Source organism: Nocardiopsis sp. iso_40 (assembly GCF_056173285.1).
In genome coordinates this window covers 873,730-893,167 of the sequence record NZ_CM149666.1, presented here as the reverse complement: position 1 = coordinate 893,167, position 19,438 = coordinate 873,730, and the positions used below count along the sequence as shown (strand labels likewise).

Here is a 19,438-nt window from a genome sequence, read left to right as displayed (position 1 = left end):
ATCCATATGGGAGTAGCCGACAGCGAGCAGAGGCCCCGTGTGCGCCGCAAGCGCATGACGGGCAGAGAGCGACGACAGCAGCTGTTGGAGATCGGCCGGGAGCTGTTCGCCGAACGAGGCTTCGACGCGACCTCCGTCGAGGAGATCGCCGCGCGGGCTGGTGTGTCCAAGCCCGTGGTGTACGAGCACTTCGGTGGCAAGGAGGGCATCTACGCCGTCGTCGTGGACCGGGAGATGCGCACGCTCCTGGACATGATGGGCGAGGCCCTCACCTCCGACCACGCACGGAACAGGATCGAGAAGGCAGCCCTGGGCCTGCTGCGTTACGTGGAGGAGGACAGTGTCGGTTTCCGGGTGCTCACCCGTGACTCGCACGTCGCCTCCGGCACCGGGAGTTTCGCCAGCCTGATCAACGACATCGCCAGCCAGGTCGAGCACATCATGGCCGACGAGTTCGCCGAACGGGGTTACGACCCGGCACTCGCCCCCATGTACGCGCAGGCCCTGGTGGGTATGTGGGCACTGACCGGCCAGTGGTGGCTGGAGGTGCGCAAGCCCAAGCGCGAGGTGGTCGCGGCCCACCTGGTCAACCTGGCCTGGAACGGCCTCTCCTCGCTGGAGGCCAAGCCGAGGCTGCAGACGCGCCGGAGGCGCTCCGGCTGACCGGTTTTCCGGTGCGGCAACGCCGCGGGGGGCGCCACCCCCGGCACCGGTGGGGCGGGTGTGCGACGCATACCCGCCCCACTATCTTGATGTCAAGAGATATGCTGGTGCCATGCGCGATGAGGTGGATGGGCTGATCGAGGCGTGGCGCTCCGAGCGGCCGGACGTGGACGTGACACCCCTTGAGGTGTTCAGCCGGGTTTCCCGGCTCGCCCGCCACCTGGACCGTGCCCGGCGCACCGTCTTCACCGAGCACGAACTGGAGCCCTGGGAGTTCGACGTGCTCGCCGAGCTGCGGCGGTCCGGTCCGCCCTACGAGCTGAGCCCCGGACGCCTGCTGCGGGCCACCCTGGTGACCTCGGGAACCATGACCAACCGGGTGGACCGGCTGGCCGCCGCCGAGCTCGTCCGCCGCCGCCCCGATCCCGCCGACAAGCGCGGGGTCCTGGTCCGGCTGACCAACAGGGGGGCCGAGCGGATCGACGCCGCGCTGGCCTCGCTCCTCAGCTACGAGGAGACCCTCCTGGCTCCCATGCCGACCGCCGAGCGCGAACAGCTGGCATCGTTACTGAGACGCCTCCTGGCCCCCCTCGACAGGGCGCCCTCGGGTCAGCAAGGGTAGTTACTCGGCGGTATCCGTCTGCTCACCGGGAACCCGCCTCTGGGCGCGCGACATTTCCAGTATGGGCCTTGGTTGGAGAGCACTTTGAGAATCCGATGGATGGCCGCGGTCGCCGCGGCCGTTGTGGTGGCGGGCTGCTCCGCAGGGGGCGAGGAGGAACCGGCCACGGCGCAGAGCTTCTACCTGTCCCTGGGGGACTCCCTGACGGTGGGTGTGCAGCCCGGTCCCGAGGGACAGCCCGAGGAGACCTCCGAGGGGTACACGGACGTCCTGTACCGCTCGCTGAAGGACGCCGACTCCACGCTCCAGCACGAGCGCATGGGCTGCGGCGGCGAGGACACCACGACCTTCGTCGAGGGCGGTATCGCCAACTGTGACAGCCGCTACGAGGCGGGGTCCCAGCTCGACGAGGCCGAGGCGTTCCTGAAGGAGCACGGCGACCAGGTCGAACTGGTCACCCTCACCATCGGCGGCAACAACTTCACCAACTGCGTGGAGGGTGTGGACGCGGACCGCGACCCCGAGGCCGAACTCGACATCGACGACGTCGGTGTGGACGAGGAGTGCGTCGCGAACGGCCTGGAACGGTTGGAGACCGAGGTCCCGGTGATCGCCGAACGGCTGACCGAGGCCGCGGGCCCGGAGACCCAGATCATCGGCATGACCTACTACAACCCGTTCCTGGCGCTGGCGCTGCTGGAGGAGCCGGAGTCCGGGGAGGACACCGGGGGTTCCGAGGACGCGGAGGCGAGCGGGGAATCCGGGGAGGAGCCGGAGCCCGCCGAGGACGCGGACGAGGACCTGGCCGCCCGGACCGTCGAGATCCTGGGCGAGGTGAACGAGTCGCTGACCAGCTCCTACCAGGCGGCCGGGATCGACGTGGCCGACGTGGACACCGTCTTCGACGGCACCGACACCGAGGTCCCCGCGGACAGTGAGACGGGCATGCCCGTCAACCTCCAGCAGATCTGCGATCTGACGTGGATGTGCGACCTCACCCGGGGCCCGGACATCCACACCAACCTGGCCGGAGCCCAGGCGATCGCCGGGGTCTTCGAGGAACAGGTCCGCTAGCCCCGGTCCGGCACTGCTCAGGCCCCGGTTGGACGCCGACCGGAGTCCGCCCGGGGCCGGGTCGGTCAGGGTTTGGGGGTTTCCCCGTTTCCTGCCGCGTGATGGTGGCCGTCTTTCGCTTCGCGCGTCAAGGTCGTACGTCCTCGCTTCGCTCCGGGCGCTCCACCTTGACCCGCTTCGCTGCGACGGCGGATGAGCGGCTGTCAGGAAACGGGGGGCGTGTGGTCGAGGCGGGAGCGACGGCCCCGCAAGGGGCCCAACCACAACCAACAACCCAGCACGACAGCGATAGGAACGGCGGCAGGGGCAGTGGAGGTGGGCCCAGGGCGCCGGGTTCCGGCGGAACGGGCATGCGGGGGTGGGGGTCTGGTCCTTCGGGGTCATTCACGCAGTGGTGATGCCTGGAATGGTGGTCCTGGTGGGTGTCCCGGACGTCCCCGGGTCCGCCCGGCCCACCTCTTCTTGTCCCGGCGCAGTCCCCACCGGTGTTTGAGCCGGTTGTGGGTCGAGCACAGGGGCTGGATGTTGTCGGCGCTGGTCGTTCCGCCCTGCCACCACTCCACGATGTGGTCGGCCTGTGTCCATTTCAGAGGCACGTCGCACCCGTGCTGCCAAGCGCAGGTGGTGTGCCCCAGGAAGGCGGCCGCCCGAATCCGGGGGGTGGCGACCCGGTACTCATGGCCCACGTCCAGCACCGCACCGTTGTTCTGTTCCACCATCAGGTGGCGGACCAGGGAGTCGGTGAGGAGTTCGCGCACGGCACTGGTCGGCACCACCTGCCCGTCCTGGGTGGTGGCCGGGTCGTCCCCGTCCAGGCCGGCCAGGGTGGTGGCGGGGACGAGGATGTTGATGACCGCCGCAGCCGTGGTGGGCTTCTCGCACTTCTGGTGGGACTGAGCGAACCCCACCGCGTTGCAGAACGCGTCATAGGTGCGCTGGGACCGGGAAAGGCCGTCCTCGGCGCTGTAGGGGTTGGCGTAGCCCTCCAGCGCCGCCTCCAACCGCAGTGCGTCGGCGGCCGACCCCCAGGCCTGGAACAGGAAGCTCCCGCCGAAGGTCCTGGTCAGCTTCGCGCCCCGTTCGGCGTGGGCGGCCTCGTGGTCGTGTTCGGCCCGGTTCGGGTTCAACCGGGCGCTGAGCTGGTGGGCGGCCCGGCCGATCCCGGAGACCGAGGTGTTCGGACGCATTTCCTTGAAGGAGAGCAGTCCGGATTCCATCTTCGCCCGAAACAGCTCCGGGTCTTCGTTGTCCCGGGCATCCCTTTTCTCCACCGCTCGTTCCACGCTCTTGACGATGGCGGCGGACTCTCCGAAGGAAAGTGTTCCGGATTCCAGTGCCTTGATGGTGTCCGGCATCGAATTGCGGGCATCCGCACGCCCCACGGAGGCCAGTTCGCCGGCCTGGGCGACGGATATCGCGAAGGAGTGGCGCAACCACTTGGCCAAGTCCCGGTGGCCGCCCTGGTCCAGGAGCTGCCCGCTGGCCTCGATACGGGCCAGGGCCGCGACCATCTGGTGTTTGAGCCGGTCCAGCTCCTCCCAGACCCGGGTCGCCTGGCCCAGGACCTCACCCGCGCACCCGGGGGCGAGATCCTTGGCGAAGAAGGCGGTGACCTGTTCCCGGGCAGCGCGCACCGCCGCGTCCACCGGGGTGGACCCGGTGTTCGACGTGGGCGCCGCAAAAGAAAAGGTCATAATTCAATAGTAGGAAACTCTCCGCCGGGCGCCTATATCCGGGAAGTCTTATTATTGTCACCGCCCGTCCTTGAAATGGACCATAGCAACCCTGTGGATAACCCAGGGAAAGCCGCAATAACATGCTAGGCAAACCCCAGGAGTCTGCGCTCAACTCCATTCCTGTCATGCTGGGTTGTTGGTTGTGGTTGGGCCCCTTGCGGGGCCGTCGCTCCCGCCCCGACCACACGCCCCCCGTTTCCTGACAGCCGCCCATCCGCCGTCGCAGCGAAGCGGGTCAAGGTGGAGCGCCCGGAGCGAAGCGAGGACGTACGACCTTGACGCGCGAAGCGAAAGACGGCCACCATCACGCGGCAGGAAACGGGGAAACCCCCAAACCCTGACCGACCCGGCCCCGGGCGGCGCGAGCCCGCTGTTCGTGCTCCCGGTAGTAGGTACGCACCAGGTCGGTCTGTACGGCGACGGGCACAGCATCGGCGCCTACACCGGTACGAACACGGAAAGTCGGCAGCAGTGCCGGAGGCGGGGACAGGTGCCCGGTCGGGTGCGGGGGCGCCGGGGTGTTCGTGCCCGGGGCCGGGGTGCGGCTGTCGACCGGACGTCGGGGCTGGGGGATGAACGGGCCGACCTGGTTCGGAGCCGGTTCCGAAGCACGGGTGTCGGTGCTGCTGGGCGGGACTTTGTCGTACTCGGGCAGGGTGTAGCGGCGGACCCGGCGGGATCGGCGCCGGTACTCGGCGGCCAGGGTGCGCAGGTAGCCGGAGGGGTCGGCGTGCAGCCCGCCACAGGGTCGCAAAAGACGCACCAGGGTGCACAAAGCGGCGGTAACGTACGTCATGGCAAGTGCTTCCTTCACTTGTCCGGGCCCGGGGTGTTACAGCACCGCCGGGCCGCTTCGGTTGTCAGGGCCTGCGGGGCAGGGGCGGGACGAACCCGGCGAACTCCTCGACCACCTCGTGCGCCAGGCGGCGGATCTGGGCCCGGGGGACGTAGCGCCAGGTACGGCCGTCCCGGGACTGGTAGGCCCAGTGGCTGCGGTCCTTCAGCCCCAGGGCGACGTTGCCCAGGTAGGCGGGGCCGACCAGGGCGCGTTCGAGGTCAGCGCCCCGGGTCCAGGGGAAGCGCCGCCACTCCACGGTGAAGGTCAGCCCCCGCATCTCACGGAAGGCGTGCAGGACCTCCGCCCGAGGGTCGGTGTTCTGGCTCTGAGTGGTCCGGGTGGTCTGCGTCTGCCGCTGTTCGAAAACGTCCATGCACCCAGGCTCGACGCCACCGCCCTGATACGCCAGAGAGATAACTCTTCCCGCAAGGACAGGGTAATAACAGAAGCACTCTGAGTATTCTTGCAACATGGATGGAGCACGGTTTCCGGCAAATCTGGTGAAAGTGCGCGAACTGGCAGGGCTGACACAACGGCAGCTCGCAGCACGTGCGGGAACGTCCTCAGCTTCCGTATCCAGATGGGAAGCAGGCGTATCAACTCCGAAGCGTGACAACGTCCGTCTGCTGGATGACGCGGCGGGCGCACACGGTTCATTGCTCAAAGCATGGGCGGATGACCGCGAGGGCCGGGAGATTCCCGCCTACATGAGAGACCTGGGGAAACTGGAGGAGCTCACACAAGTCATCGAACTGATCAGCCCGCTGCTGATCCCCGGCCTTCTGCAATCCCCCTCCTACGCACGGTTGATCTTCGAGGAATCCCTGATGGGCGAGGCCGGGGCGAACCTGGAAAAGCTGGTTTCCCTGCGCTGTGGACGCTACGAGAAACTACGCAAGGCGAATGATCCGAAGGTCGTCGCGGTGTTTCCGGAAACGGCTCTGACGCTGGTTCCCGCGGAGGTTCGGGTCGAGCAGGCACACCATCTGCTGGGGTTGATCGACACGGGGCGGGTACGAGTGCACCTGGTCCCGACCGGGTCCCTACTGCTGGGGGTGACCTCCATGCTGCTGGTCTTCCACATGTATGACGGAGGAATCGCAGTCTCCAGCGACCACGTAGACGGTAACGTCATCTACGAAGACCCCTCCGGATACATGCGGTTGCAAGGTCTGGTGAAGCAAGCGCTGGGCGCTGCACTCCCCGTTGGTCAGTCGCGAAAAGCATTGGAAAAGCTACTGTGAGCAATCGAGAGTTCCACAAGTCGTCCTACTCGTCCTCAGGTGGCAACTGTGTCGAGGTGGCGGCCGTTCCGGGGAACCAGGTCGCGGCAGAGAACAAGGACACGGGAGACACGGCCTTCGTCCTCCGTGACTCCAAGAACCCCGACGCCGCCCCGCTGGTCTTCACCCGTGCCGAGTGGGACGCCTTCGTCGCCGGAGCCAAGGACGGCGAGTTCGACGCCGAACGCCTGCTCTCCCTCCTGGCCCGCTAATCCCCTGCCCCTCCCCCGGCCCTTCCGCCCCTCCCCGCCGGGTTCCGAGGGACGACGGCCCCAACCCAACCGGGCTCTTCACACAGCAAGGCCCCGGGGTCCTGACCCCCGGGGCCTGCACTTCGCCCGGACGCTCCGGCCCTGAGAACTCAGGCAGCGGACTCGGGGAGGTGCTTCTCGATGAGCTCGACGATCTCAGGGGCGTCGGGAACCGTGGCCGGGCGGAAACGGTGGACGGTGTTGTCCGGCAGCACCAGGAACTTCTCGAAGTTCCACTTCACCTTCCCCGCCTTGCCCTCCGCGTCCGGGACCTGGGTGAGCTCGGCGTAGAGCGGGTGCTGGCCCTTCCCGTTGAGCTTCGCCTTGCTCATCATCGGGAAGGTGACCCCCCAGGTCATCGAGCAGTACTCGGCGATCTTGTCCTCACCGCCGAACTCCTGGAGGAACTGGTTGCTGGGGAAGCCCAGCACGGTGAACCCGCGGTCGGCGTAGCGCTTCTGGAGGTCCTCCAGCGCGCCGTACTGCGGGGTGAGGCCGCAACGGGAGGCGACGTTCACCACCAGCCGCACCTTCCCGGACCACTCACCGAAGGTGGTCTCGCGGCCGTCGATCAGGGTCACCGGGATCTGGTCCAGGTCGGCCATGGGGTCTCCTCTACGTTCGGAACAGTGCTACGCGCCCTGTGAGCAGACTACGGGCGGCCGACCGGGCACAGGAGCCCGGGCAGCCGCCCGTGGCAGGCACGCCCCGAAGGAAACCGTTCAGTCGCCGATCAGCTCGGCCTGCTCCAGCCAGACCATCTCCAGCTCGTCCTTCTCGGCGGTGAGGGTCTTGGCCTCGGCGTCGAGCTCGGCGAGCTTGGTGTAGTCCTCGGCCGCGGCGGCCATCTGCTCGTGCAGCTGGGCCTCGCGCCTGGCGATCTTGTCCATCCGGCGCTCAACGCGCTGCATCTCCTTCTGCGCGGCGCGGCGCTCCGCCTGGGAGACCGCGGGCTGCTCGGCCGGGCTCTGGGCGGCGGCCGTCTCCGAGGCCCCCAGCGGCACGGTGACCTCGTCGGCGGTGGCCGCGCGGCGGTCCAGGTACTCCTCGACCCCGCCGGGCAGGAACGCCAGCGAACCGTCGCCCATGAGCGCGAGCACCCGGTCGGTGATCCGCTCCAGGAAGTACCGGTCGTGGCTGACCAGCACCAGGGAGCCGGGCCAGCCGTCGAGCAGGTCCTCCAGCTCGGTGAGGGTCTCGATGTCGAGGTCGTTGGTGGGCTCGTCCAGCAGCAGCACGTTCGGCTCGTCCATGAGCAGGCGCAGCAGCTGCAGACGGCGCCGCTCACCGCCGGACAGGTCGCCGATCGGCGTCCACTGCCGGTCGCCCCGGAAACCGAACTTCTCCAGCATCTGGCTGGCGGTGTAGTCCCGCTTGCCGATGGTGATGTGCTCCCGCACGTCCATCACGGCCTGGAGCGGACGCATGGCGGGGTCCAGCTCGGCGATGTTCTGCGACAGGTGCGCCAGCTTGACGGTCCGGCCGGTGCGCACGGTGCCCGAGTCGGGTTCGCGCTCCTCGGCGAGGATCTTCAGCAGGGTGGACTTGCCCGCGCCGTTCACTCCGACCAGCCCGACCCGGTCGCCCGGGCCCAGCTGCCAGGTGAGCTCGTCCAGCAGGGTGCGCTCGGGGATGGCGACCGAGACCTTCTTCAGGTCGATGACGGTCTTGCCCAGCCGCGAGCTGGCGAAGCGGACGAGCTCCACGGAGTCACGGGGCGGCGGCTCGTTCGCGATGAGCTGGTTGGCCGCCTCGATCCGGAACTTGGGCTTGGAGGTGCGCGCGGGCGCCCCACGGCGCAGCCAGGCCAGTTCCTTGCGCATGAGGTTCTGGCGGCGGTCCTCCTCGGCCGCGGCCTGGCGGTCGCGTTCGGCCTTGGCCAGCACGTAGGCGGCGTACCCGCCCTCGTAGCGTTCGACGGCGCCGCGCCCGACCTCCCAGGTCCGGTTGGTCACCGCGTCCAGGAACCAGCGGTCGTGTGTGACGACCACGAGCGCCTCGGGACGGCCGCGCAGGTGCTGGGCGAGCCAGGCGATGCCCTCGATGTCGAGGTGGTTGGTGGGCTCGTCCAGGACGATGAGGTCGTGGTCGCCGACCAGCAGGCGCGCCAGCCCCGAGCGGCGGCGCTCGCCGCCGGACAGGCCGGACATGGGCAGGTCCAGGTCCCAGCCCCCGAGGAGGCCCTTCAGGATGTCGCGGATGCGCGGGTCGCCGGCCCACTCGTGTTCGGCCCGGTCGCCCAGCACGAACTCGCCGACGGTGCTGTCCGGGAAGTCGTCGCGCTGGTGCAGGAAACCGACCCGCAGCCCGCGGTTGTGCACGACCCGGCCGGAGTCGGGCGTGGTGAATCCGGACAGCACGGAGATCATCGTGGACTTACCACCACCGTTGCGGCCCACGACACCGATGCGTTCGCCCTCGTCCACGCCAAGGGACACCTTGTCGAGGAGTACGAGCGGCCCGTAGGCCAGGGACACGTCCTGAAGGTTGACCAGATTTGTCATCGCTCTCCATTGTGGCGTCAGCGCCCCAGTGCGCGGAACACACGGCCGCGCGCACAGCCCGCACGGCCGGGCACCGGGCGGGCGGACGCGGGGCGGGCGGACGCAGGGGAACGCCCGGGTCCGCACCACGCACGGCCCCGGGCGGGTTCTGGGCGTCAGGCCTGATGGAAAAGGCCTACACCAGGAAGAAGTCCCTGGCGGCCTTGGCGATTCCCTCTGCGTCCAGACCGTGCGCCCTGGCGTGCTCGGCCGGGGTGCCGTAGGCGCGCAGTTCGGTGTCCCTGGGCACGCCCAGGCTCAGCTGGCGGTGGCGCCGGTCGGCCAGGGCCTCGGAGACCTCGTGGGCGGAGGTCCCCCGCAGGTAGGGCTCGACCAGGAGCACGTCGGCGTTGCCCGCGGCGGCGGCCAGGGTGCTGAGCCCCTCCCGGTCGAAGGGGCGCACCGTGGAGGTGTAGGCGACGGTGACGTCGAGGCCGGCGGTGGCCTCCAGCACCCGGTCCAGCATCGGGCCGACCGCGACCACCACCCCGGCGGATCGGGGCGAGCCCGTGCGCAGGACGTGCAGGCGGGGGCCGACCGGCAGGGCCGCCCGGTTCGAGGTGCCGGACAGCCGCAGGTAGGCGCGGTGGTCCCCCGGGATGTCCAGTTCCAGGGCCTCGGAGACCTCGTCGGGGTGGCCGGGGACGCGGACCGTCCATCCGGGCAGGGTGTCCAGCAGGGCGATGTCGCCGGGCGACTGGTGCGTGCGCCCCGCCGCGGCGGCGTCGTAGGAGCCGCCGATGCTCACCAGCACCGCACCCGCGTCCTGGTGGCCGAGGTCGAGCTTGATCTGTTCGAAGGGGCGCTCGACGAGGAAGGGCGCGTAGCTGTGCACGACGGGCCGCATCCCGGTGAGCGCCAGTCCTCCGGCGACCCCGATCATGGCCTGTTCCCGGATACCCAGGTCGATGACGCGGTCCGGGTACCTCGCGGCCGAGCGCCGGAACATACCGGAGGAGATGACGGCGAGGACGAGTGCGGTGCGGGGGTCCTGTTCCAGGGCCCGGTTGACGGTGGCGGCGAAGGTCTCACGCATGGCCGGTGCTCCTCAGCTTCCGTTGCGGACGCGGGCGACGACGGCCAGCGGCCGTCCGTCGCGGGTACGGGTGAAGGCCTCGTCGAGTGCGTCGTGGTCGCGCCCGTTCACCTCACGGACCGCCCACCCCTCGACCTCGAAGCGGCGCCCGACCCCTCCGGGCCAACCGTGCTCCGCGGAGGCGTTGTCGACGACCACGACGGTCAGGTTGTCCGCGCCCAGGCGGCCCGCGGCGGCGATGGCCTCGTGGTTGCTGCCCTCGTCGAGTTCCCCGTCGCCGACGAGGACCACCACACGGGGTTCGGTGCGGTCCGCCCTGCGGACGCCCCGGGCGCGCAGCCCCAGGGCGGTGCCCAGGCCCAGGGGCAGCCCGTGGCCCAGGGAGCCGCTGCCGATCTCCGCCCCGGGGACCAGGACGCGGTCGGGGTGGTGGCCGAGCGGGGAGTCGAAGGCGGTCCAGCCGCGCAGGGTGGGCACGTCGAGGAAGCCCTTGGCGGCGAGTACGGCGTAGAAGGCGGCCGGGCCGTGCCCCTTGGAGAGCAGGAAGCGGTCCCGGGCCGGGTCCTCGGCGGTGTCGGGGGTGACGTCGAGGACACGGTCGTAGAGCACCCAGAGCACGTCGAGGGTGGACGCGGAAGCCCCGTGGTGCTTCTCGTCGCCCTCCATGAGCCCGATGAGCGCCGGAAGGTCGGCGTACCTGGAGAAGGTGGCTGCGGTCGTCATACCGCCAGTGTTCTTCCTCAACCAAGGTTGAGGTCAACTGGCGGAGGCCCTTCCACGACAGAGAAATCAGGGGTGATTTAACTCACAGCACCGCACTCACAGAACGGTGCTGCCGGGGACGTCCCCGTCCGCCGGAACCACCTGCTCGCACAGTCCCGTCGACCGCAGGGCGGCCACCACCCCGGCCTCGCGCCCGGCGACCTCGGCCGGGTCCTCGTCCCCGCCGCCGACCAGGAACGCGCAGGTGGGCCCGGAACCGGACACCAGGGCCCCGAGGGCTCCGGCCGAGCGCCCCGCCTCCAGGGTCCGCTCGAGCTCGGGCAGCAGGGACAGCGCGGCGGGCTGGAGGTCGTTGCTCAGGGCGCGACCCAGGGCCCGGGCCCCGCCGCCGGCCAGGGCCTCCTCCAGGGCGGCGTCCAGGCGCGGCTCGGGGGCGTCCGGACGCAGGCGGTCGTACTCGCCGAAGACGTCGGCCGTGGACAGACCGCGGGTGGAGAGCGCGAAGACCCAGCGGAACCGCCCCGGACTCGCCAGGGGCTCCAGGAGCTCACCGCGCCCGGTACCCACCGCCGTGTCCCCGACCAGGCCGAAGGCCACGTCACTCCCCAGCCGGGCGGCGAGTTCGAGGAGGCGTTCCCGGGGCAGGCCACAGCCCCACAGGCGGTCACAGGCCACCAGGGCGGCCGCGGCGTCCGCGCTGCCTCCGGCCATGCCCCCGGCCACCGGGATGCGCTTGTCGATGTGGATGTCGACGGGGGAACCGGCCCCCGTCTCCTCGGCCAACAGGGTCGCGGCACGGGCAGCCAGGTTGCTCCCGTCCAGCGGCACTCTGGCCAGGTGCGACTCCGACTGGCCGGCGGCGGTCAACTCGGCGAGGGCACGCGACTGACGCGGCGGCGCCGCCTTGACGGTAACCTCGTCGAACAGCGAGACGGCGTGGAACACGTTGACGAGGGCGTGGAATCCGTCCTCGCGTCTGGGCCCCACCGCCAACTGGAGGTTCACCTTCGCGGGTACCCGCACGGTTACGGTGGTATTAACGGTCACGAGTCCCCAATCGTAAAGGAACCCCCACCTTGCGTGAACACACACCCCCGCACGGGGTCCGCCGTGTTCACCGCATCCCACCGGCGCGGACACCGGCGCCGAGGAGGGCGGGACCCGGCGGTCCGGGATTCGTCACCACTGTCATGTCAGTTACCGCCCGACCCCCGAACGGCCCGATCCGGCCCGTGAGTGGGAATCAGGGCACAAACACCGCTACCTTGGGGCAAGGCGGAGTTTGGACACCGTCGGGGAGGGTCGCTTGCCGTCGGATGGGCTCCCGAAGAACCTGGAACCGCTGGCCGCCGGAGATCCGGCCACCATCGGTCCCTACGTGCTGTCCGGGAAGCTGGGTAGTGGCGGCATGGGAACCGTCTACCTGGGCAGCACGCCGGAGAAGAACAACCAGGTAGCCATCAAGGTCATCCGCCCTGAGCTCGCCTTCGACGAGCAGACCAGGGCGCGCTTTCGCGACGAGATGGAGAACGCCCGCAAGGTCGCCTCCTTCTGCACCGCCAAGGTGCTCGACCACGGGACGTTCGAGAACCGTCCCTACATGGTCACCGAGTACATCGCGGGCACCGCACTGGCCGAGCACATAGCGGAGAACGGTCCCCTGGACTCCTCCACGCTGCACGGCTTCGCCCTGGGCGTGGCCGCCGCGCTCGCGGCCATCCACCGCACCGGGCTGGTCCACCGCGACCTCAAGCCCGCCAACGTACTGCTGTCGCTGTCCGGCCCCCGGGTGATCGACTTCGGTATCGCGCGTGCGATGAACACCGCGACCAACCACACCCAGACCGGCATCGTCATGGGCAGCCCCGGCTGGATGGCGCCCGAACAACTGCTGGAGGAGCAGGTCACCACCTCGGCGGACATCTTCGCCTGGGGCTGCCTGGTGGCCTTCGCCGGCAACGGCACGCACCCCTTCGGCAACGGCGACGCGATGACGCTCGGCAAACGGGTCCTGTTCGCCGAACCGCAGATCGGCAACCTCGACAGCCCGCTGGACCGCCTGGTGACCCGGGCCCTGGCCAAGGAACCGGGCCGCCGGCCCACCGCCCAGGACCTGCTCCTGGAACTCGCCGGCGGCGAGGACACCACCAACCCCAACGACATGGTCTCCCACGCCCTGCACCAGTCGTGGCGGCCCAACCTGCCCCCGATGCCGCCCGGGCCGCCGCCCGGCATGCAGCACCCGGCGCACCAGACCATGACCGGGATGCGCCATCCGGTCCCCGGCCCCTACCAGGCCCCGCCGCAGATGCCGCCCCCCGCCCACCAGACCGGCAACTTCGCCCGTTCCCAGCAGGGACCGCCCCCGGGCCACCCCGCGGCCGGGCACCCGCCCGGTCCGCCGCCGGGCGGCCACGGCCAGCAGCGCCGTCCGCCACCCGGCCCGCCGCCCGCACAGCACCCCGCGGCCACCGGCCCCATCCCGATGGTGCCGCCCCCCGCCGAGCAGCAGCGGGGACCCCAGCCGTACGTGCCGCCGGTCCCGCCGCCGCCGCACCGGCCCGCCGCCCCCGGCAGGCGGAACGGGCTCTACTGGGGCCTGTTCCTGGGCGCCGTCGGCCTCGTCATGGCCCTCGTCCTGCTGATCGCCTTCGTCGTCAGGGGCATGGCCTCCGAGAGCGGTGGAACCCAGCAGGAGGAGACCGGCGACTCCGCCCCCGGGCCGACCCTGCCCGACGACGACCTCGGTGACGCGGAGCCCACGGTCCCCGAGCCCACCGGCCAGGACGGCACCGCGGTCTCCGAGGACGGCGCGGTGCGGTACCGCGTCAACGACTTCCGCTGCGTCGACAACCTGCCGGGCCGCTCGAACATCGACAACGGCCTGTACTGCATGGCCGACCTGGTCCTGGAGAACCTCGGCGACACCGCCGTCGTGTTCAGCTCGCGGGAACAGCAGCTGGTGACCGACAACAACCGATGGGTCACCGCGGACACCCCGACCGCGACCGAGGAGAAGGCCGAGCTGTGGTCGGCCGTCCCCTCCGGCGAGGAGGCCCAGGGCGAGCTGGTGTTCAGTGTCCGGATCGACGAGGAGCCCGAGATACTGGCCCTCACCCACGCCCCGGACACCGAGCCCACCCGGATCGACGTCTTCCCGACCAGGGACTGACCCCAAGGGACAGCGGCTCCCGAAACGGCGGCGGGGCCCGGCACACCGTGTGTGCCGGGCCCCGCTCATGTCCTGGGGAGGGTTACTCCCACTCGATGGTGCCCGGGGGCTTGCTGGTCACGTCCAGCGTCACCCGGTTGATCTCGCGCACCTCGTTGGTGATCCGGTTGGAGATACGGGCGAGCACGTCGTAGGGCACCCGTGACCAGTCGGCGGTCATCGCGTCCTCGCTGCTGACCGGACGCAGCACCACGGGGTGACCGTAGGTGCGGCCGTCGCCCTGCACACCCACCGAACGCACGTCGGCGAGCAGCACGACCGGGCACTGCCAGATGTCACGGTCCAGCCCGGCGCGGGTGAGCTCCTCACGGGCGATCGCGTCGGCCTCGCGCAGGATCTCCAGGCGCTCCCGGTTCACCTCCCCGATGATCCGGATGCCCAGGCCGGGGCCGGGGAAGGGCTGGCGCCACACCATCTCGGGCGGCAGGCCCAACTCCTCGCCGACCTTGCGCACCTCGTCCTTGAACAGCTCGCGCAACGGCTCCACCAGGGTGAACTGGAGGTCGTCGGGCAGCCCGCCCACGTTGTGGTGCGACTTGATGTTCGCGGTGCCGGTGCCCCCGCCGGACTCGACGACGTCCGGGTACAGGGTGCCCTGCACCAGGAACTCGACCTCGGCGCCGCCCTCGCCGGCCTCGGAGACGACCTCGCGGGCCGCCTGCTCGAAGACCCGGATGAACTCACGGCCGATGATCTTGCGCTTCTCCTCGGGGTCGCTCACCCCGGCCAGCGCGGACAGGAAGCGCTCCTCGGCGTCGACCACCTTCAGCTTGGCGCCGGTGATCGCGACGAAGTCCTTCTCGACCTGCTCGGCCTCGCCCTTGCGGAGCAGCCCGTGGTCGACGAACACACACGTGAGCTGGTCGCCCACGGCGCGCTGCACCAGGGCCCCGGCCACGGCGGAGTCCACACCGCCGCTGAGACCGCAGATGACCCGCTTGTCGCCGATCTGCCCGCGGATGCGCTCCAGCTGCTCCTCGACGATGTTCACCATCGTCCAGGTGGGACGGCACCCGGCGCCCTCGTAGAGGAAGCGGCGCATCAGGTCTTGGCCGTGCTCGGTGTGCATCACCTCGGGGTGGAACTGCACGCCGAACAGGCGGCGGTCGGTGTCCTCGAAGGCGGCGACCGGGGCGCCGTCGGTGCTGGCGGTACTCCTGAAGCCCTCGGGGGCCCGGACCACGGAGTCCCCGTGCGACATCCACACGCTCAGCCCCTCGGGCAGGCCCTCGAACAGCACGGAGTCGACCTCGGCGGACAGTTCGGTGCGGCCGAACTCGCTCAGGTCGGTCCTGTCCACGACCCCGCCCAGGGCGCGCGTCATGGCCTGGAAGCCGTAGCAGATACCGAAGGTCGGAACCCCGGTCTCGAAGAGCTCGGGCCCCACGCTCGGGGCGCCCTCGGCGTACACCGAGGAGGGGCCGCCGGAGAGGATGATGGCCTTGGGTTTCTTGGCGAGCATCTCCTCGACGGGCATGGTCGAGGGCACGATCTCGCTGTGCACGTGGCATTCCCGGACCCGCCGTGCGATCAGCTGCGCGTACTGCGCACCGAAGTCGACGACGAGGACGGTGTCGAACGTGCTGTCAGCACCAACGGACACGACGGAGGACCTTCCGCAGAAAAATGGGATGTCCGTCCAGTCTAGGGCGTTGTCCGAGGCCGGGGCGCACCGGCGGAGGTGCCGCCCGGCACGCGGATCCGGCCGGGCGGCGGGGCCGGATCAGCCCGCGAATCCGCCGGGGTTGGCGGACTGCCAGCGCCAGCTGTCCCGGCAGGCGTCGTCGATGGTGAGTACGGCCTTCCAGCCCAGGTCGCGAGCGGCGGCGGAGGGGTCGGCGTAGCAGACGGCGATGTCGCCGGGGCGGCGGCCGACCACCTCGTACGGGATGGGCGACCCGGTGGCGCGCTCGAAGGCGCGCAGGCCCTCCATGACCGAGGTGCCCTGTCCGGTGCCGAGGTTGTACACCCGGTGTCCGGGGGCGTCGGCCAGGTGGTCCACGGCGGCCAGGTGGCCGTTGGCGAGGTCCACGACGTGCAGGTAGTCGCGCACGCCGGTGCCGTCGGGGGTGTCGTAGTCGTCACCGAACACGCTCAGCCGCTCGCGGCGCCCGGAGGCCACCTGCGCGATGTAGGGGAAGAGGTTGTTCGGGACGCCCTGGGGGTCCTCCCCGATCAGGCCGCTGGCGTGAGCTCCGATCGGGTTGAAGTAGCGCAGCGAGATGATGTTCCACCGCGGGTCGGAGGTGGCCAGGTCGTCCAGGATCTGCTCGGAGAACAGCTTGCTGCTGCCGTAGGGGTTGGTGGCCGAGAGCCGGGTGTCCTCGGTGATGGGCATCCGGTCGGGGTCGCCGTAGACGGTGGCCGAGGAGCTGAGGACGAGGTCGCGCACCCCGGCGGCGTCCATGGTCTCGCACAGGGTCAGGAGCGCGTTGAGGTTGTTGCGGTAGTAGCGCAGGGGCTGCTGGACGGACTCGCCCACCGCCTTGAGCCCGGCCAGGTGGATGACCGCGTCGATGTCGTGCCGGTCGAACACCGCGCGCATCGCCTCGGGTTCGGTGCAGTCCGCCCGGTGGAAGGTGAGCGTGCGACCGGTGATCCGCTCCACCCTGCGCAGGGCCTCCTTGTGGCTGTTGACCAGGGAGTCGACCACCACGACCTCGTGCCCGGCCTGGAGCAGTTCGACGGCGGTGTGCGTGCCGATGTACCCGGCGCCGCCGGTGAGCAGTACGTTCATCGATTTTCCCTGGGAGAGGGCTGTGCGGACCCCCCCAGGATAGGGGCAGCCGCCGAGCCGTCCGGGGGCTCCGGGAGGGTGTCCCGGACACGTGAGGGGGCGGACACCGTCGCGATGCCCGCCCCGTCACGGTTGGTCGGGATTCGGCTCCCGGCCCTGGGGCTCAGCCCCGTCCGGGCGAGGTGCTGCGCCGGGTGTCGATCCGCAGCACCTGCGGGTCGTGGTCGCTGACCTGGTCGTGGAACTCGGAGTTGATCCGGGCGACCTCGTAGTCGACCCGCCCGGCCAGGGCGCCGTTGACCAGGATGTGGTCGAGCGCCTGGGAGTTGCCGTCGTAGACGTAGTTGTACCGCTCCTGCGGCTCCAACAGGTCCACCATCGGGTTGGTGAGCGCGCCGTCCCCGGTGAGGATGTCCAGGGTGGTGGAGAACTGGAAGTCGTTCAGGTCCCCCATCACCACCAGGTTGGCCTCGGGGTCCACCGCGAGGAGATCGTCGGCGAACTCGCGGACCAGGGCGGCCTGCGCGTGGCGCTGGGTCTCGCTGACCCGCTCCGGCGGCTGGTTGACGCCGTGCAGGGCCTGGTCGCCGCCCTTGGAGTTGAAGTGGTTGGTGACCACGTACACGTCGCGGTTGAGCGCGCGGAAGTGGCCGACCAGCGGCTTGCGGCTGGACTCCCAGGCCTCGTCCTGCGGGGCGATCCGGCCCGGTGAGACGGACAGCTCGGCGCCGCGCTCGCCCTCCAGGACCTCGACGGGGGTGGTGGCGTCGCCGCCCGCCGCGTCGACGTAGCGGACCCGGTCCGGGTTGAAGAGGAAGGCGTTGCGGATGTTGCCGCCCGGCTGGCCGCCGTCCCGCTTGTCCTCGGGGCTGATCTGGCGCCACTCGTAGTCGGGCCCGCCCGCGGCCGCGATGGCCCCGGTGAGGCGGTCCAGGGTCACGTCGGCGTCCACGGTGCCGTCGTCACTCGCGCTGCTGTTGTCCTGGATCTCCTCCAGCCCGACGATGTCGGGTGAGCCCAGGTAGTCCACGAAGCCCTCGGCCAGGGCGTCGAAGTCGGCCTGGTCGTCCGCGCCGCCGAGGTTCTCGACGTTGTACGTGGCGACGCTGATCTCGTGCCGCGCGGTCTCCCGGACCGGGGTGCGCTCCAGGTCGCCGGGCACGTGCTCGCCCAGGGTGGTGGCGCGGACCAGGTAGCCGCCGAACCGGCTGTAGTAGACCGGGCCCTCGGTGACCCCGGCGAGGGTGTCGCCGACGTTCGCGTTCGGGAACGGGCGCACGTCCCGGTCCAGGAGGGACTCGATCTTCACCCGGCCGCTGTTGGGCTCCGCGTAGGAGCCGTAGCGGGCGCCCCCGTTGGCCGTGGGGTTCTCGTCGGGCCGGGTGGTCACCCACAGGGCGTCGTAGCCGTCGGTGGCGCCGACGACCGGGGCGTCCTCCACCCGGACGCGCATGTGTTCGTGGGCCTCCCAGAAGTCCAGTGCGTACTCGTCGGGACGCAGCTCCAGATCCGTGATGTCGCCGCCGTGGTCCGGGGCGTAGGCCTCGGGGACGGCGTCGGCGTCGAGCAGGACCGACTCGGGCAGGTCGTTGCCACGGGAGACGGTGGTCCACCGGGCCCGGTCGAGCTGGGTGATGCTCTGGGCCCCGCTCTGGGGGCGGTACTCGCTGACCCGTCCGGCGACCAGGACCTCGTCGCCGACCGCGACGTCGGGGGTGGTGGAGCCGGTGAAGACGAACAGCGCCTCGCTGGTGCGGGGGTCGCCGTCGCCCTCGGGGGCCTGGAACCAGAAGCCCTGGGCGCTGCCGAAGGCGTTGACCGCGGTGACCACGCCGGACAGGCCGGAGACCTCCTCACCCACGTGGGGCGAGGTCCGGCCGGTCCCCTGGATGTCGTGGACGGCCAGGTCACCGGGTTCGACCGGGTCCCCGGGGTCGCCGCCGCCGGGGTCCCCGACCGTCTCGCCCGCACTGTTGACGGGGTTCGGTTCCGCCACGGTGAAGTCGGCGGAGTTGTTCCCGGTGTCGGTGAAGGCGGAGTCCCGGGAGGCCGAGGTGGTGTTGCTGGTTCCCGCGGCGGGCGAGGTGGCGTGCACCACGGCGCCGCCGTAGCCCACCACGTCGATGATGCTTCCGTCCTCGGCGCAGGTCGCAGCGGCGCGGCACTCGACGGGGTCGGTGCCCTCCACCAGGAGGACGGCCCCGGCGGTGGCCGACATGTTGGTGTTTCCGGTGTCGTCGGGTTCGGGCAGTTCGGTGGTGCCGCCCCTGCCCGCCGACTGCCGGACCAGGTGGTGCCCGTCCGCGGGGATACTTCCGTCGAGCGGGGTGACCTGGACCCGGGTGGCGTCGCCGGGCCGTGCCGGGAGGTACTGCACGCTCCACCCGGACAGGTCGACGGCCGTGTCGGTGGGGTTGCCCAGCTCGACGAAGTCGTGCCGCAGCTCGGCTCCGCTGTTGCCACCGCCGCCGTACACCTCGCTGATGACCGGGCCGTCGGCCGCGGCCAGGGCGGGCACCGGGGCGAGCAGGCCCGCGGCCAGGGCCGCCGCCGCGACAGCCGCCGAGGCGCGGGTTGTGGGTCTGGAGGGGGTTGGGGACACGCCTGCTCCGATTTCTCCGGGGGTCTGGTGCGGCCACATCATGGCGCTCGCGGATGTCCGCCCGAAAGAGACGACGTGAAAAGAAGGCGACCCGGTGT

Annotated in this window: 17 protein-coding genes; 6 read left to right on the top strand and 11 right to left on the bottom strand. The window is 70.5% G+C overall.

The features are described from left to right. The first annotated feature begins 6 nt into the window (after positions 1-6). The 3 genes from AC0VYD_RS03905 to AC0VYD_RS03895 all read left to right on the top strand — a co-directional run bounded on the left by AC0VYD_RS03905 (position 7) and on the right by AC0VYD_RS03895 (position 2,359). Positions 7-663, top strand: coding sequence for a TetR family transcriptional regulator (locus AC0VYD_RS03905; RefSeq protein WP_475478631.1), 657 nt, complete (start codon positions 7-9; stop codon positions 661-663). 112 nt (positions 664-775) lie between these two features. Next, positions 776-1,285 (top strand): MarR family winged helix-turn-helix transcriptional regulator, encoded by a 510-nt coding sequence (locus AC0VYD_RS03900; RefSeq protein WP_475478630.1) that lies wholly within the window; start codon positions 776-778, stop codon positions 1,283-1,285. Between the two features lie 99 nt (positions 1,286-1,384). Further along, the gene (locus AC0VYD_RS03895) at positions 1,385-2,359 is read left to right on the top strand and encodes a GDSL-type esterase/lipase family protein (protein ID WP_475478629.1); all 975 of its coding nucleotides are present in this window, start codon (positions 1,385-1,387) and stop codon (positions 2,357-2,359) included. 380 nt (positions 2,360-2,739) lie between these two features. Here AC0VYD_RS03895 and AC0VYD_RS03890 read toward each other — a convergent pair whose 3' ends face one another. The 3 genes from AC0VYD_RS03890 to AC0VYD_RS03880 form a co-directional block, all read right to left on the bottom strand. Continuing rightward, a complete protein-coding gene (locus AC0VYD_RS03890; protein ID WP_475478628.1) occupies positions 2,740-3,993 on the bottom strand; it encodes an HNH endonuclease signature motif containing protein in 1,254 nt (417 codons plus the stop codon). Positions 3,994-4,399: 406 nt separating this feature from the next. Next, a complete protein-coding gene (locus AC0VYD_RS03885) occupies positions 4,400-4,891 on the bottom strand; it encodes a hypothetical protein (RefSeq protein ID WP_475478627.1) in 492 nt (163 codons plus the stop codon). 64 nt (positions 4,892-4,955) lie between these two features. Then, positions 4,956-5,306: a hypothetical protein gene (locus AC0VYD_RS03880; RefSeq protein ID WP_475478626.1), complete on the bottom strand. Its 351-nt coding sequence runs from the start codon at positions 5,304-5,306 to the stop codon at positions 4,956-4,958. Between the two features lie 97 nt (positions 5,307-5,403). Between AC0VYD_RS03880 and AC0VYD_RS03875 the strand changes: the two genes are divergently transcribed. Next, entirely contained in the window at positions 5,404-6,177 is a 774-nt protein-coding gene (locus tag AC0VYD_RS03875) for a helix-turn-helix domain-containing protein (protein ID WP_475478625.1), read from the top strand. After that, positions 6,174-6,428 (top strand): DUF397 domain-containing protein, encoded by a 255-nt coding sequence (locus AC0VYD_RS03870; protein WP_475478624.1) that lies wholly within the window; start codon positions 6,174-6,176, stop codon positions 6,426-6,428. The genes AC0VYD_RS03875 and AC0VYD_RS03870 overlap by 4 nt, the downstream gene beginning before the upstream one ends. A gap of 149 nt (positions 6,429-6,577) precedes the next feature. On the opposite strand, the gene AC0VYD_RS03865 is transcribed toward AC0VYD_RS03870, so the two are convergent. The 5 genes from AC0VYD_RS03865 to AC0VYD_RS03845 all read right to left on the bottom strand — a co-directional run bounded on the left by AC0VYD_RS03865 (position 6,578) and on the right by AC0VYD_RS03845 (position 11,816). Beyond that, a complete protein-coding gene (locus tag AC0VYD_RS03865; protein ID WP_191268628.1) occupies positions 6,578-7,072 on the bottom strand; it encodes a glutathione peroxidase in 495 nt (164 codons plus the stop codon). Between the two features lie 117 nt (positions 7,073-7,189). Next, complete coding sequence (locus AC0VYD_RS03860) at positions 7,190-8,971, bottom strand: ABC-F family ATP-binding cassette domain-containing protein (RefSeq protein WP_475478623.1); 1,782 nt, start codon at positions 8,969-8,971, stop codon at positions 7,190-7,192. A gap of 175 nt (positions 8,972-9,146) precedes the next feature. After that, the gene (locus tag AC0VYD_RS03855; RefSeq protein WP_475478622.1) at positions 9,147-10,046 is read right to left on the bottom strand and encodes a transketolase family protein; all 900 of its coding nucleotides are present in this window, start codon (positions 10,044-10,046) and stop codon (positions 9,147-9,149) included. Between the two features lie 12 nt (positions 10,047-10,058). After that, positions 10,059-10,769: a thiamine pyrophosphate-dependent enzyme gene (locus AC0VYD_RS03850; protein ID WP_475478621.1), complete on the bottom strand. Its 711-nt coding sequence runs from the start codon at positions 10,767-10,769 to the stop codon at positions 10,059-10,061. 96 nt (positions 10,770-10,865) lie between these two features. After that, positions 10,866-11,816 carry a 4-(cytidine 5'-diphospho)-2-C-methyl-D-erythritol kinase gene (locus tag AC0VYD_RS03845; protein WP_475478620.1) on the bottom strand — a complete coding sequence of 317 codons (951 nt, stop codon included), beginning with the start codon at positions 11,814-11,816 and terminating at the stop codon, positions 10,866-10,868. 259 nt (positions 11,817-12,075) lie between these two features. Here AC0VYD_RS03845 and AC0VYD_RS03840 point away from each other — a divergent pair, with 259 nt between their 5' ends. Further along, positions 12,076-13,941 (top strand): serine/threonine-protein kinase, encoded by a 1,866-nt coding sequence (locus AC0VYD_RS03840; protein ID WP_475478619.1) that lies wholly within the window; start codon positions 12,076-12,078, stop codon positions 13,939-13,941. Between the two features lie 82 nt (positions 13,942-14,023). Here the strand turns inward: AC0VYD_RS03840 and guaA are convergent, their stop codons facing one another. From guaA to AC0VYD_RS03825, 3 genes are all read right to left on the bottom strand, one after another. Continuing rightward, positions 14,024-15,604 (bottom strand): glutamine-hydrolyzing GMP synthase, encoded by a 1,581-nt coding sequence (guaA, locus tag AC0VYD_RS03835; protein ID WP_475478618.1) that lies wholly within the window; start codon positions 15,602-15,604, stop codon positions 14,024-14,026. 120 nt (positions 15,605-15,724) lie between these two features. Then, the gene (gene galE / locus AC0VYD_RS03830; protein ID WP_475478617.1) at positions 15,725-16,738 is read right to left on the bottom strand and encodes a UDP-glucose 4-epimerase GalE; all 1,014 of its coding nucleotides are present in this window, start codon (positions 16,736-16,738) and stop codon (positions 15,725-15,727) included. 163 nt (positions 16,739-16,901) lie between these two features. Continuing rightward, positions 16,902-19,340, bottom strand: a complete 2,439-nt coding sequence (locus AC0VYD_RS03825) for an endonuclease/exonuclease/phosphatase family protein (RefSeq protein WP_475478616.1) — start codon at positions 19,338-19,340, stop codon at positions 16,902-16,904. Between the last annotated feature and the right edge of the window lie 98 nt (positions 19,341-19,438).

What these genes read in the sequence shown, in the direction of transcription:
- AC0VYD_RS03905 (WP_475478631.1), top strand. Translation starts at nt 7, where the DNA reads ATGGGAGTAGCCGACAGCGAGCAGAGGCCCCGTGTGCGCCGCAAGCGC.
- AC0VYD_RS03900 (WP_475478630.1), top strand. Translation starts at nt 776, where the DNA reads ATGCGCGATGAGGTGGATGGGCTGATCGAGGCGTGGCGCTCCGAGCGG.
- AC0VYD_RS03895 (WP_475478629.1), top strand. Translation starts at nt 1,385, where the DNA reads ATGGCCGCGGTCGCCGCGGCCGTTGTGGTGGCGGGCTGCTCCGCAGGG.
- AC0VYD_RS03885 (WP_475478627.1), bottom strand. Translation starts at nt 4,891, where the DNA reads ATGACGTACGTTACCGCCGCTTTGTGCACCCTGGTGCGTCTTTTGCGA.
- AC0VYD_RS03880 (WP_475478626.1), bottom strand. Translation starts at nt 5,306, where the DNA reads ATGGACGTTTTCGAACAGCGGCAGACGCAGACCACCCGGACCACTCAG.
- AC0VYD_RS03875 (WP_475478625.1), top strand. Translation starts at nt 5,404, where the DNA reads ATGGATGGAGCACGGTTTCCGGCAAATCTGGTGAAAGTGCGCGAACTG.
- AC0VYD_RS03865 (WP_191268628.1), bottom strand. Translation starts at nt 7,072, where the DNA reads ATGGCCGACCTGGACCAGATCCCGGTGACCCTGATCGACGGCCGCGAG.
- AC0VYD_RS03860 (WP_475478623.1), bottom strand. Translation starts at nt 8,971, where the DNA reads ATGACAAATCTGGTCAACCTTCAGGACGTGTCCCTGGCCTACGGGCCG.
- AC0VYD_RS03855 (WP_475478622.1), bottom strand. Translation starts at nt 10,046, where the DNA reads ATGCGTGAGACCTTCGCCGCCACCGTCAACCGGGCCCTGGAACAGGAC.
- AC0VYD_RS03850 (WP_475478621.1), bottom strand. Translation starts at nt 10,769, where the DNA reads ATGACGACCGCAGCCACCTTCTCCAGGTACGCCGACCTTCCGGCGCTC.
- galE (WP_475478617.1), bottom strand. Translation starts at nt 16,738, where the DNA reads ATGAACGTACTGCTCACCGGCGGCGCCGGGTACATCGGCACGCACACC.